The organism is Bifidobacterium sp. ESL0825 (genome assembly GCF_052606465.1).
The window spans coordinates 1,374,874-1,387,100 of the sequence record NZ_CP199589.1; the positions used below are offsets into that span (position 1 = coordinate 1,374,874).

11 protein-coding genes and 1 tRNA gene are annotated in these 12,227 nt (G+C 60.9%); all 12 read right to left on the reverse strand.

Annotation, left to right across the window (positions count from 1 at the left end; genetic code table 11):
- Positions 1-98: 98 nt before the first annotated feature.
- The 12 genes from ACUIAG_RS05960 to ptsP all read right to left on the reverse strand — a co-directional run bounded on the left by ACUIAG_RS05960 (position 99) and on the right by ptsP (position 12,204).
- The gene (locus tag ACUIAG_RS05960) at positions 99-1,505 is read right to left on the reverse strand and encodes a PTS ascorbate transporter subunit IIC (RefSeq protein ID WP_445339345.1); all 1,407 of its coding nucleotides are present in this window, start codon (positions 1,503-1,505) and stop codon (positions 99-101) included.
- Positions 1,502-1,807, reverse strand: coding sequence for a PTS sugar transporter subunit IIB (locus ACUIAG_RS05965; RefSeq protein ID WP_313841355.1), 306 nt, complete (start codon positions 1,805-1,807; stop codon positions 1,502-1,504). Before ACUIAG_RS05965 ends, ACUIAG_RS05960 begins: the two co-directional genes overlap by 4 nt.
- Before the next feature lie 5 nt (positions 1,808-1,812).
- A complete protein-coding gene (locus ACUIAG_RS05970; RefSeq protein WP_445339346.1) occupies positions 1,813-2,262 on the reverse strand; it encodes a PTS sugar transporter subunit IIA in 450 nt (149 codons plus the stop codon).
- 200 nt (positions 2,263-2,462) lie between these two features.
- A complete protein-coding gene (locus tag ACUIAG_RS05975) occupies positions 2,463-3,197 on the reverse strand; it encodes an MIP/aquaporin family protein (protein WP_445339347.1) in 735 nt (244 codons plus the stop codon).
- Positions 3,198-3,853: 656 nt separating this feature from the next.
- Positions 3,854-3,927, reverse strand: a tRNA-Lys gene (locus ACUIAG_RS05980).
- Positions 3,928-4,022: 95 nt separating this feature from the next.
- Positions 4,023-5,543: a formate--tetrahydrofolate ligase gene (locus ACUIAG_RS05985; protein WP_045924926.1), complete on the reverse strand. Its 1,521-nt coding sequence runs from the start codon at positions 5,541-5,543 to the stop codon at positions 4,023-4,025.
- A gap of 39 nt (positions 5,544-5,582) precedes the next feature.
- The gene (locus tag ACUIAG_RS05990) at positions 5,583-7,109 is read right to left on the reverse strand and encodes a C69 family dipeptidase (protein WP_445339348.1); all 1,527 of its coding nucleotides are present in this window, start codon (positions 7,107-7,109) and stop codon (positions 5,583-5,585) included.
- 192 nt (positions 7,110-7,301) lie between these two features.
- The gene (locus tag ACUIAG_RS05995) at positions 7,302-7,874 is read right to left on the reverse strand and encodes a YbhB/YbcL family Raf kinase inhibitor-like protein (protein WP_445339349.1); all 573 of its coding nucleotides are present in this window, start codon (positions 7,872-7,874) and stop codon (positions 7,302-7,304) included.
- 205 nt (positions 7,875-8,079) lie between these two features.
- The gene (locus tag ACUIAG_RS06000; protein WP_045924929.1) at positions 8,080-9,627 is read right to left on the reverse strand and encodes a PTS ascorbate transporter subunit IIC; all 1,548 of its coding nucleotides are present in this window, start codon (positions 9,625-9,627) and stop codon (positions 8,080-8,082) included.
- An 88-nt stretch (positions 9,628-9,715) separates the two neighbouring features.
- Positions 9,716-9,988, reverse strand: coding sequence for a PTS sugar transporter subunit IIB (locus ACUIAG_RS06005; protein ID WP_024626949.1), 273 nt, complete (start codon positions 9,986-9,988; stop codon positions 9,716-9,718).
- A 42-nt stretch (positions 9,989-10,030) separates the two neighbouring features.
- Positions 10,031-10,477 carry a PTS sugar transporter subunit IIA gene (locus ACUIAG_RS06010; protein WP_144084939.1) on the reverse strand — a complete coding sequence of 149 codons (447 nt, stop codon included), beginning with the start codon at positions 10,475-10,477 and terminating at the stop codon, positions 10,031-10,033.
- A gap of 77 nt (positions 10,478-10,554) precedes the next feature.
- Entirely contained in the window at positions 10,555-12,204 is a 1,650-nt protein-coding gene (gene ptsP / locus ACUIAG_RS06015; RefSeq protein ID WP_445339350.1) for a phosphoenolpyruvate--protein phosphotransferase, read from the reverse strand.
- Positions 12,205-12,227 lie beyond the last annotated feature (23 nt).

The following is a 12,227-nucleotide window of genomic DNA, read 5'->3' on the forward strand; positions in this document are numbered from 1 at the left end:
GGATGGGTCATGGAACTGATATTGAAAAGTCCGCTAGTCCCATGACCCTTCCCATCGTCGCCCCTGTCATCTTCACAGATGAGACAGGGGCTTCAGATTCAGGCGACGGCTTCAGCCTTGTCAGCCGAGTCAGCTGCAGCGGCAATAGCCTTCTTGCGCTTGTTCATGAAGTAGGAAACCACATAGACCAGGATCAGCACGACAATGATTCCCGCGATGATCGCAATCTGGCCGCCAGCCTTGTTGAGGTAGCCTAGGAAGATGCCGGCCACGCCGAAATCGGCATCCGAGTATGTGGCGGCGCCCTTGCCCACAGAACCCAGCACTGGCAGAAGCAGGAGCGGCAGGAAGGTTATGGCCAGGCCATTGACAAAGGAACCGAGAATGGCTCCGCGCCGACCGCCCGCGCCATTGCCGATCACGCCTGTAGCGCCGCCGGTCATGAAGTGAGCCACGACACCGGGGATGATGACAGTGGTGCCAGCCAAGGCCATGATGGCCATGCCCACGATGCCGCCGACGAAGCTGGACAGGAACCCAATCAGAACGGCGTTGGGGGCGAAGGTGAAGGTGACGGGGACATCCAGTGCGGGCTTGGCGTTCTTGACCAGGTGCTCGCTGATGCCCTTGAAGGCAGGAACGATCTCACCCAAGACCACACGAACACCCGCCAGGATGATATAGACGCCGGCTGAGAAAGTGGCTGCCTGAATGATCACATAGACGATGAAGTTCTGTCCATCGCTGAGCTTGCTCTCGATATAGCCGGGACCAGCGAAGAGTGCCACGATGACATAGATCACAGCCATGGACAGGGCCACGATGACTGTTGTATCGCGCAGGAAGCCCAGATTCTTGGGGAAGTTGATATCCTCAGTCGATTTGGAAGGATGCTTCTTGCTGCGGGTGAGCATAGCCACCAGACCGCCCAGAGCGATGCCCGAGCCGCCCGTGTGGCCCAGGGCCACATCATCGGTACCAGTGACCTTCTTCATGAAAGGCTGTACGACTGCGGGCGAAAGGGTCACAACCAGGCCCTGAGCGATTGAGCCCCAGAGCAGAGTCTGCCAGGTGGAGAATCCGGCCGCCACGAAGATGACAGTTATCATCGTGGCCATATAGAAGGCCACATGTCCTGACAGGTAAACATATTTGAAATATGATGTTGCCGAAAGCAGGACATTGACAATCATTCCAAAGAAGAAGATGAGTGCGGCAACAGAGCCGTACTTGACCAGGACCGTGCCGACAATAGCCTCGTTGTTAGGGACGACACCCTGGACGTGGAAGGCGTGCTGGAACATATCCCCAAAGGGGGTCAGTGCGTTGGTTACCACGCCTGCGCCGGCGGCCAGGACCAGGAAGCCTACGAATGTCCGTATGGTTCCTTTCATGACGTCCGTGGCAGACTTGCGCTGCAGGGCCAGGCCGATCAGGGAGATCAGCGCGACGATGACGGAAGGCTGTCGGAAAATGTCCAAAAGGACTTTTAATGCACCGTTCATGCCTTCTGCCCCTCTTCATGGACATCAACACCGTGACGCTTCAGAGCCTCGGCCAGCTTTTCTTTGATCTCATTCATATCAATCAGGCTGTTCAGAACAACCACGTCGCCCAGATCCTTGGCAGCATCAGCGATGTCACGCCCGACAAAAATAACATCGGCATCGCCCTTGTTGACAGAGCCCAAATCGCTATGGTCGGTCTCGACACCGGTCACGCCAAGTTCTTTCAGGGCCTTGTCAATATTGAGCTGAGTGATGAAGCTCGAACCCAGTCCAGTGCTGCAAACTGTCAGAATCTTCATATTGATTACCTTTCTTCCTTGAGGATCGTCCTCAATTCCTCAACGTTCGCGGCCTTGCCCAGCCGTTCCTGATTCTTCGCGTCACTCAGGAAGGTCGCCAGCGATTGCATCAGGTTCAAATGACTGTTCGAGTCCTGCGCGGCCAGACAGAAGAACGTGCTGATTGGGTGGTCCTGTGAATCGGCCAGCAGAAATGGCCTGCCAACCTTCAGCACCGATAGGGATGTGGTCACAACACCGGCCTCTGGTCTGGCGTGGGCCATGGCGATGCCTTGCCCCAGATCAATATAGGTGCCGCCCGGTTTGCGTATCGAAGCCTTGATAGCCTCGACATAGGAGGGCTTGATCCTTCCCAAGTCAACCAGCGGAGCGGTGACCACATCCACTGCTTCCTCCCAACCGGCCACGCCGTCCCTGTACATGACGGTGCCTTCCGGGAAATACTCGTCCAGCAATTTGCCTCCTCGCATACGATGAAGCCCATCCGCTTCGTAGCGAACGTTCGCGGGAGGGTGGATGCCTCCCCACGGAATCTTCAACCTCGAATTCCGCAAACATTATAACAACATGACAATATGATGTCCATACTTGCGTGTTCAACTGCCGGATCCCGGGCCTCCAAGAAGAAGCCCGGGCCCCTGAAGCTACCTGTTGATCAGGCGGCGAAAAGGACCTTGAACATCACGGCTCCGACAATGGCACCAATGACGGGTGCCGCCACTGGAATCCAAGCCTCGCCCCAGCGTGAGTCCCCCTTGTTGGGCACGGGCAGAATCCAGTGCAGGAAGCGCGGCACCAGGTCACGCGCAGGGTTCAAGCCAGGACCGGTGGGACCGCCCAAAGAGGTGACCAGCCCCCAGACGATCAAGCCAACAACGATGGAGGCAGCAGCCAACCCCTTAGACCCCCATGGGCCCTGCAGGCAGCAGAGGGCTCCCAAGACCAGCACCAGCGTGCCAAAGAACTCATTGATAAAGTAGTTGACCAGCGAACCCGAGGCATCAGTGGTGCAGAAGGTACCCAAAATCGGCAAAGGGTCTTTGGTCATGCGGTAGTGCGGGAAGTAGCAGGCATAGACGACCAGCTGGCCCAGGGCCGCTCCGACCAGCTGCGCCAGAATATAAGGAAGAACCAGGCTCCAGGGGAAGATGCCGATGACGGCTTGCCCCAGAGTCATGGCCGGGTTGATGTGAGCTCCTGACACCCCGCCGAACATGAGCACGGGAAACATGACTCCGAAGCCATATCCCATGGCGATAGTCAGCCAGCCTGAATGGTGGCCCTTGGTGCCCTCCAGATCCACATCGGCAACTGCGCCGTTGCCGAAGATCATCAATATGGCGGTGCCGACACATTCTGCGGCCAGCTTGGTCATAAGCGAATATTCCATTCGACCCTTCACCCCTCTCTCAATGCCGCCGTGGCACCCCTTTCCCCAACCGGTCATACAGGGGCCAAGACATGGGCATCATTCAATAGAAACAGGTGATGGCACTAGGCCGAGAAGCGCTCATGATCTCCATTGATTCAGGTGATTCATTGAAATCCGATATAGCGCCAGCCCCAACCGCGTGTCACCATCAACACGACTGCACTTCAACCGGCACCCATATTTTATCCCAGCCACCGCAGGTCATGGCGCATTGAGAACCACGCATGGATTCCATGTCCCAGGCAGATTTCACACTCTTGGCAGTTTTTCGAAGCCGCTCCCGCACGCCGGCACATCTGCCTGCTTGATTCGTAAGCACAAGATTCGCATGCTCTTCTATAGGTCAGGAATGACCGACTGCTGTGCAGGCTTCCATACCAAGCAGGCAGGGAATGTCACATCAGAGCTGAGATCAGTGGCCGAGGAAAACAGCGGGCAGGAGATTTGAGAAACACGCTCAATGATTAGCAAACAGGTTTTACAACCTGCCTCAGCGGCACTTTTCTTTGGCTAGGACTTTTGTCACACAAATATCCAACAAATTCGATTCTCGCTTGGATTCACGGGACATGCAAAAGCCCAGCAATCGTTGCGATTGCTGGGCTTCGACTCTGTGCCCCCACGGGGGCTCGAACCCCGGACACGCTGATTAAGAGTCAGCTGCTCTAGCCAACTGAGCTATAGGGGCAGGGTACTTTCAAGAGCCAAGTAGATACTATACACGGTTTCTGCGGACCCGCAACACGGCGCGTCACGAGTCTGCCGAATCCATGCATGGCCTGCTCAGACGATCTTGGGCATGGGCGTGGTCAGGGAGGTGGTCAGGTTCACCTGCAGTAGACCGGCACCCGTATGGGCCTCAACCTTCTTCAGGGTGACTGTGCGCTTGTCCTGGTCAGCCCGGTCATCGTCGGTCATGGTAGCCGGCGACTTGACCGCCACCACCACCAAATCTTCAAGAGAGATGCCTGCCTTGTTGCAGAGGTCGGAGGCCGCCTGGAGACTGTCCTGGAAGCCCTCACGCTCAATAACCCGATCAGCCGGCACCCCGTAGGCGCTCTGGGCGATCCAGCGAATCCGATCCGGCACGGACATATCATGCAGGCTGGCTGTATCCGCCTGGGCCTTCGCGGGCTCCTGCAGGGCCTTGATCAGATCGTCCAGCTGAGGCTCAAGGGCCTTGCCTCCGTCACGGAAGAGGTTGCCCGCGATGGGCCTGCGGAAGCCCAGACCGTCGGCGGTCTCCCGCAAGGAATCCACCTGGTCGTCCTCGCCCTCCCAAAGGTTGATCAGCGGGAAGGTGGGGATGCCTAGTCCCTCCAGACGATGCACGTGGAAGGGATAGCGCCAGCTCAGCTTGGGATCGTCCCGCCAGGTAGTGGCACGGGTGACGACCACCGCGGCGGCAGGCCACTGGGCCCCATACTCACGGGCGGCGATGTCCAGCCACTTCTGGGCACCGGCATCAGCTCCATAGCCCGCCTCGACGACGACCACGTCGTGCCGGGCGCAGGCCATTTCCACGGACACCAGGCTAGGGATGCCGATGGAGACGTTGGCGAAAGGCCCGCCATGCACATAGACCGGTGAACCCTCCAGGGTCTGAGTGAAGGCAGGCTTGACCGCATCGGTCAGAATGCCGGTGATCCGCCACAGGTCCACAAACTCACCAAAGGTGACCGGGCGACCGTCCAGGGTCCCCGCGACCATGGCTGCCACACGCCGTTCGATCTCCTCCATGCTCCGGGAGAGCACGACGATCTGCATGAGCTCGCAGGTTGGCGTCAGCACGGTCCGCTCGGGCAGATCGCCCTTGCCTCGGTCCACGGTGATCTGACGCAAGGACCGTGAAGGCACCTCACTGACCCGGGGCACCAGGACGGTGTCCAGCCGGCCCTCGTCCACAGCCTTCTCAGCAAAGGAGACCAAGAGGTTCTGAGCGGATTCGATGGCCGCCATCTCCCCGCACAAACCCCAGTCCACCAGCTCAGGATGCGTCAGGGAAGACTTGCCGCCACCGGAGGCGCCACCCTTGGACCCAGCTGCGGTGATGCCCATGCTGGGCTGACGCAGGACGGCCGCAGCATCCACCCCCCGGGCGCGCAGAGCGTCGATCAGGGCGATGGTGGTCGTGGTCTTGCCCTCCCCTCGCGAAGCCTTGAGCGGGGTGTCGGCGGTCACCAACAGCACTCGGCCCTGCTTGCGCGGCATATCCGGATGCTCCCTCAGATCCTTCAAATAGCCGAAGGCATCGATCTTGTCAAACAAGCCATATGGCCTGACATAATCATCGAAACCCCTCATGAGGCTCTCCTCCTTAATGGTTTTTGCAAATCGGATGGCTCAGTTGTCGGACAGGTGGTAGCCGTTGCGCATGCCCATGCTGACCGTGTAGAGCACCTGGCCAAGCAGGTCATCGGTCTGTTTGCGCAGACGGTCGGCCATGTCCTGGTTGGCGGCCTGCAACACCTGGCGCACCTCGGCGTTGTCGGTGCCCTGGTCGGCGCCCTCCAGCCGTGCCACCTGCTCGTCAGCAGCGGCAATCAGCCGGTGGCCCTCGCCGCCCACGCTCTGCTGGTAACGCTCGACAGCCGCCGAGGTGCCTGCGAATTCGGAATCGCACAGGGCGGCGATCAGCCGGTCGGACCAGTAGAGGCTGTCAGTGGAGACCCGGTCAGTGGCGTTGGCCAGATAGTCGGGCGTCCGATCCACATTGGCATAGAAGGGAACCAAGGCATTGAAGGCGTTGGATCCGTAGGACATCCATTGGATGGCCCGGCAGGATTCAGGCCGGTAGGGGCGCAGCTGGATCAGGGCCAGCTGGTCGTTGCGGTTGATGCCGATGGGCCGGTAGAGCCCTTTGGTGTGCTCGTCGCCGGTCCGCCCATAGGGATCGTAGGGCGTGCCCTGGTAGTGGGAGCTGAGCAGATACTTGACATCCTCCACGGTAATCAGACGCTCGGGCTGGCGGCACCAGGGGATGTTGTCACTGGTGGGGGCATGATCGGCATCCGGTCCGTCCCAGATCTCGTCATAGGGGTTGAGGAAGCGCTGCATATACCAGGCCCGGGGCGTGTTGTAGACATGATCCGAATCGCTATGGGATCCGAAAGCGTCACGCGGATTGAAGGGCGAGGCCGACTCCACGGCAAGATTCAGGTGGTTGTCGGCGATGAACCCCCGCAGGTCGGCCGAGCAAAGGTGATCGGTCTGCTCCCCGAAGGCGTCGTCCAGATCGAACTCGTCGATGCCCAGCTGGTTGGGCATGGTCACATAAGAGTCATCGGGCACCCGCTTGGCGATCCAGTGATGGCCGCCTATGGTCTCCATCCACCAGATCTCGTCCACGTCGCTGAAGGCAATGCCATTCATCTCATAGGTGCCGTAGCGCTCAAGAAGGGAACCCAGCCGCAGGACACCCTCCCGCGCCGAGCGGATATAGGGCAGGACGATGGTGACCAGGTCCTCCTCGCCGATGCCCCCGGGTACCTCGGCCAGGTAGCCTTCATCGCCCGGACGGCCCTGGGCGGGGGTGAGTTCCACCAGCGGATCGGCGCCCAGCACACGCTCGTTGGTAGTGATGGTCTCAGTGGCTGACATGGCCACGTTGGCGCTGTTGACGCCTGCTTCGGCCCATAGCCCTTGATCGAGCACAGCATTGGGCACCGAGGTGTAACGCATGGGGTCCTCGGGCAGATCCATCTCCAAGTGGCTGATCACGCTGCGGTAGTGCCGTGGCTGCTGGTCGGGAGCGACCAGGACGAAGCGCTTGGGACGGAACTCCCCGTTGGCTGAATCCTCATTTCGGGCAATGATGGTGGATCCGTCATAACTGGCGTGCTTGCCTATCAGAAGCGTGGTGCAGGGCATATAAGCGTCTTCCTTTGTCTGATTGCGGTCAACTGTCATCACCAGTCCGGATGCCGGAGGATGCCGTTCCAACCGACTGCGTGGGCAGGCAGGGATGACGGCCGTCTGCGCACTTGGGGCATGGCCTCACTCTAGTGCCAGACCGCCCCAATATCGGTCCCAATATCAGGGGATGTGCGCTAAATCAAATTCTCATGCATCGGCTGGCAGCCAAACCCGAGCTGCAGCGGCTACAGGCTGGGCGGAATGAACGGCATGGACCAGGGCGTTCAGCCAGAATCCCTCCTCCAGATTCGGCAGAGCTTCCTTCGTGGCCCAGACCGACAGCACATAGTCATGAACCTGATCCGGAGGGGTGGGGCCGTTGTAGCGCATGAGCACGGCGGGATCGTCGGCGATCTCCTCCTCCATGACCAGCGGCGAGGCGGCCGAAGTCCGGCCCTGAGGCACACCGGGAATCAGATTGGGCAGGTTTCTGGAGAAGTCCTCGGGAATGGCCAGAACAGAGCTGTCAGCCTCATCAGGCTGCAGGGCAGCCAGAGCGCCAACAGGCAGGTTGGCCAGGGACCAGTGGATCCAAGGGAAGCCGCAGACCGGCACGGAATCAGGATCCACCAGCATCCAATGCAGGTAACGAGCCTCCTGGGGTACATCCTCAAGCCGGAAGGGGAAGGAGACTACAGGACGTCCCTTGCGCGTAAGGGACTGCGGGGCACGCTTGGCGTACCGATTGGGAATGGTGCCGAAATCTGTGATAATCCTCATGATTCGATTCTCGCCCGCTCCAGTGACGGGGTCAAGTTCATCCGTTAAAGACGCTTGGAGCAATAAAGCCCATCATGCTGGGTCAAAATGCAAGAGTCGCCCGTTTCCCTCCACGTAGAAAGGAAACGGGCGACTCTGAGTTGGGGCGGAGAAAGGAATCAGCAGGACCTTTCTCCTGGCGCCTGCAGGGCGCTCTTGCACATGCCTATTCGGCTTTTGCTGCCTTGGCGGCCTTGGCCTCGGCGCGGGCGGCCTTGGCGGCTGCACGAGCCTGAGCCTTGGCCTCCTTCTCTTCAGCCTCGACATCAGCGATGAACTCAGCATGCTTGGCGGCAGGCATCCATCCGGTGTTGACCACCTTGACCTGCCAGATCCAGGCCAGGGCGAAGATCACCACAGCCAGGACCACCAGGACCACGGCCCCGGCAGGGATACCCAGCTGGGCCAGCTTGCCGACCACGGTGCCGTACCAGGCGAAGTCGGCATCGCCGAAGGTGGCGTTGGACAGGCCGAAGCTGCCCAGAACCGTCATCAGGATGGCCGGCAGGAAGGTGATCAGCAGACCATTGATGAAGCCGCCGACCACGGCTCCGATGCGGCCGCCGGTCGCATTGCCGAAGACACCGGCACCGCCGCCATCGAAGAAGTGGGGCACCATGCCCGGCAGGATCAGGGCCAGACCCCAGACAGGCCCGAGCCAGACGGCGATGATGACCAGAGCCACCAGACCACCGGCGAAGGAGGCCAGGAAGCCGATCAGGGATGCGTTGGCACCGTAGGGGAAGACAATGGGGATGTCCAGTGCAGGACGGGCGCCGGGGACCACCTTGTTGGCGATGCCCTGGAAGGCGGGCACCAGCTCGCCCAGGATGATGCGGACGCCGTAGAGGATGATGCTCACGCCGATGCCGAACTGCAAGGCCTGGGCGAAGGCGGCCATGAAGAAGGCTCCCCAGTTGGCCGGGTGCGATGGGAAGACGGCGAAGGCGGCCTTGGCCGGCACCACAAAGGCGGTCCAGACAGCGAAGACCAGGTAGAGGACGACCATGAGCAGGGTGGTGGAGACCATGGAATCACGCAGGAAGCTCAGCCCCTTGGGGAAGTCGATGTCCTCGGTGGAACGCGACTTCTTGCCCACAGCACTGCCGACCGCGCCCGAGACCACGTAGCCCAAGGTGTTGAAGTGGCCGATGGACAGCTTGTCGCTGCCGGTCACCCGGTTCATGTACGGCTGGGCGAAGGCAGGCATGGCGACCATGATCACGCCCATGAGCAGGGAGCCGATCAGCACGATGAGCAGGTTGTTGCCCTTGCCGAACCCGATCGAAAGGACCAGGGCCAGCAGTGTAGACATGAAGACCATATGGTGGCCGGTCAGGAAAACATACTTGAGCGGGGTGAACCGTGCCAACAGGATCATGACGATGAAGCTGAGCACGATGATGTAGGCGGAGGCTGCGCCGAATTGGCTGGAGGCCTGGGCCACGATCACCTCGTTGGTGGGGACGACCCCGTGGGCGCCAGTGGCCTTGAAGACCAGCTTGCCGAAGGGATCCAAGGCGTTGGTCACCACAGTGGCGCCGGCACCCAGAATCAGATAGCCCATGGCCGCCTTGAGAGCACCCGAGATGACCTGGCCTGCGCTCCGTTTCAGGGCGATCAGGCCGATGGCCGCCACAATGCCGATCAGGTAGGCGGGCACATTCAGAATCTCCTGGCTGATGAAGTTCAGCACCGCAAGGAAGACATTCATTATTTGTCCTTAACTATTCTCTCTTGTTCTCAACTCGAAAGAGCGGGCGTCCCATCGGCCTGGCGATGATGAATGCCCGCCGGGGGCATCAGTCGGCGTACTGCTCCAGAATGCCCTTGATCTCGTCCTTGTCCATGAAGTTCTGGACGGTCTCGACCGGAGTAGTGGTCCCCTCCAGCTCGGGCGCCAGCTGAGGCGAGGTCAGCACCAGGTCGTTCATGTTGGCCGTGCCCTTGGCGCTGCCCGCGTCAGAGGTGGTCACGGTCACATCCATGCCCAGCTCCGATGCCACCTGCTCGACGTTGACCTTGAGCAGGACCGAGGTGCCGATGCCGTTGCCGCATACGCAGAGAATATCCATGAGTTGCTCCTTTGTTCCTTGTTTGCTTTTACTGCTTCTTGTTCACGATTGAAGAATGGCGCGGACCTCGTCAGGGGTGCCGGCCTTGGCCAGCTGCTCGGTCTTCTTCGCGTCGGTCAGAGCACCGGCGATGGCGGACATCACCTGCAGATGCTCCTGCTCATCCCGTCCGGCCAGACCGATCACCAGGGAGACCGGATCATTGGCCTTGTTGCCGAACTCGACAGGCGTGGACAGCCTCACCCAGCTCAGGCCGGTTCCCAGAACCGCCTCGCTGGGCCGGGAATGGGCCAGAGCCAGACCTGGGGCGATGACGATGTAGGGACCCATCTTCTCGACAGTCTCGATCATCTGATCCGTATAGGCATCGGTGGTGAACCCGGAGGCCACCAGCCTGTCGCCCGCCTTGCGGATGGCATCCCGCCAGTCAGCCGCCGGCACATCCAGGGCAAAGGATGTGTCGGGAAGGAAGGCTTGGAAATCCGTCATGTCTGCTCCTTGCTCGTGCTGTTTGACTTGCTCGATTGCACCGGATCCGGTGGATTTGCGTGGATCCGGCCGACTGCTCACCACTCTTGGGGATGATAGAACTCCCCGTCCAGAGCCCTGGCGGCCAGCGCCTTGGCCTCGTCCATGGTGTGCTTGGCCAGTTCGGCGCGGACATCATCCAGGGCGACCGGAGTCATGGACAGACTGGTCACGCCGATGCCCGCCAGAACCACGGCCAGGTCCGGATCGGCAGCAGCCTCGCCGCAGACTCCGACAGGCATGTTATTGGCCTGACCAGCATCAGCGATGAGCTTGATGGCCCTGAGGACGGCAGGATGCCAGGCGGTCTGATAGGAGGCGACCGAACCCAGCGTGCGGTCGGCGGCCAGCGTGTACTGGGTCAGATCGTTGGTGCCGATGCTGACGAAGTCGGCCACCTTGGCCACCTTGTCGGCCATCAGTGCAATCGAAGGAACCTCGGCCATGACGCCTACGCGCTTGAGCCCCTTGCTCTTGCCCAGACGGACGAAGTAGTCGGCCTCGTGCTCGTCAGCGACCATGGGCGCCATGACCCACAGGTCAGCATCGGTCTCGGCATCGGCCCGGGCCAGGGCCTCCAGCTGATCCTCCAGGACCTGGCTGTGGACCTTCAGCGTGCGCAGACCACGCAGCCCCAGGGCAGGATTGGGCTCGTCGGCCTGGGTCAGGAAGGGAAGAGGCTTGTCGGCGCCGGCATCCAGCAGGCGAATGACCACCTTGCGGCCCGGGAAGCGCTCAAGAAGAGCACGGTAGGCCTTGGCCTGCTCCTCGACGCCGGGCGCCTGCTCATTGCCCAGGAAGAGGAACTCCGAGCGGAAGAGTCCAACCCCCTCGGCTCCATACTCCAGGGCCGGATCAGCATCCGCAGGCTTGCCGACATTGGCCAGGAGAGGGATCTTGGCTCCATCCTTGAGCTGGCCGGGATGGCCCCGCAAAGCCTTGGCCTGATCAGCCTCACGACGGGCCTGCTCAGCCTTCTCGATCTGTTCCGAGGTGGGATTGGCCGTCACCTTACCGGCTGCGGCATCGACGATGACCGTCTGTCCGTCGGACAGCCCGGCTGCGTCCTGAGCGCCCACGACGGCGACGATCCCCCTGGACCGGGCCAGGATGGCGGTATGGCTGGTCGGACCGCCCTCAATGGTGACAATGGCCAGCACCTTGGTCATGTCCAAGCTGGAGGTGTCGGCCGGAGACAGGTCAGGGGCGACCAGGACGAATGGCTTGTCGCTTTCCGGCACGCCCGGAGCCGGGACACCGAGCAGATGGGCGATGACACGCTGGCCTACATCATGCAGATCGTTGGCACGCTCCCCCATGTAGCCGCCGATGGCCTGGAGCTTCCCCTCGAAGTCGGCAAAGGCCTCATAGACGGATCGCTCGGCGGTCTTGCCACCATCCAGCAGGGATCGGATCGAGGTCTTCAGGGCCGGGTCCTGGGCCATCTGGGCCAATGCGGTCAGAATCGGAGCAGCATCCTTGGCGCCCTGCCCATCCTGGGCGGCCTTGGCGCGCGCAAGCAGATCCCTATTGACCGATGCCAGGGCGGATTCGACCCTGCTGAATTCAGCATCCGCCGTCAGGTTCTCAGGCCTCGCCTCATCACCGGGCACATCCAGTCCGGCCGCCATATGGATAACCGGGCCAACGGCAACGCCGCGGCCAATGCCCACGCCTTGGATCTCCATGTCGCACTCCTTAGTGCCTGGCC

Bases quoted from the DNA above. Each gene is read 5' to 3' on its own strand.
- ACUIAG_RS06005 (WP_024626949.1), bottom strand. From the start codon at position 9,988: ATGGATATTCTCTGCGTATGCGGCAACGGCATCGGCACCTCGGTCCTG.
- ACUIAG_RS05985 (WP_045924926.1), bottom strand. From the start codon at position 5,543: ATGAGGGGTTTCGATGATTATGTCAGGCCATATGGCTTGTTTGACAAG.
- ACUIAG_RS05990 (WP_445339348.1), bottom strand. From the start codon at position 7,109: ATGCCCTGCACCACGCTTCTGATAGGCAAGCACGCCAGTTATGACGGA.
- ptsP (WP_445339350.1), bottom strand. From the start codon at position 12,204: ATGGAGATCCAAGGCGTGGGCATTGGCCGCGGCGTTGCCGTTGGCCCG.
- ACUIAG_RS05965 (WP_313841355.1), bottom strand. From the start codon at position 1,807: ATGAAGATTCTGACAGTTTGCAGCACTGGACTGGGTTCGAGCTTCATC.
- ACUIAG_RS05960 (WP_445339345.1), bottom strand. From the start codon at position 1,505: ATGAACGGTGCATTAAAAGTCCTTTTGGACATTTTCCGACAGCCTTCC.
- ACUIAG_RS05975 (WP_445339347.1), bottom strand. From the start codon at position 3,197: ATGGAATATTCGCTTATGACCAAGCTGGCCGCAGAATGTGTCGGCACC.
- ACUIAG_RS05995 (WP_445339349.1), bottom strand. From the start codon at position 7,874: ATGAGGATTATCACAGATTTCGGCACCATTCCCAATCGGTACGCCAAG.
- ACUIAG_RS06010 (WP_144084939.1), bottom strand. From the start codon at position 10,477: ATGACGGATTTCCAAGCCTTCCTTCCCGACACATCCTTTGCCCTGGAT.
- ACUIAG_RS06000 (WP_045924929.1), bottom strand. From the start codon at position 9,627: ATGAATGTCTTCCTTGCGGTGCTGAACTTCATCAGCCAGGAGATTCTG.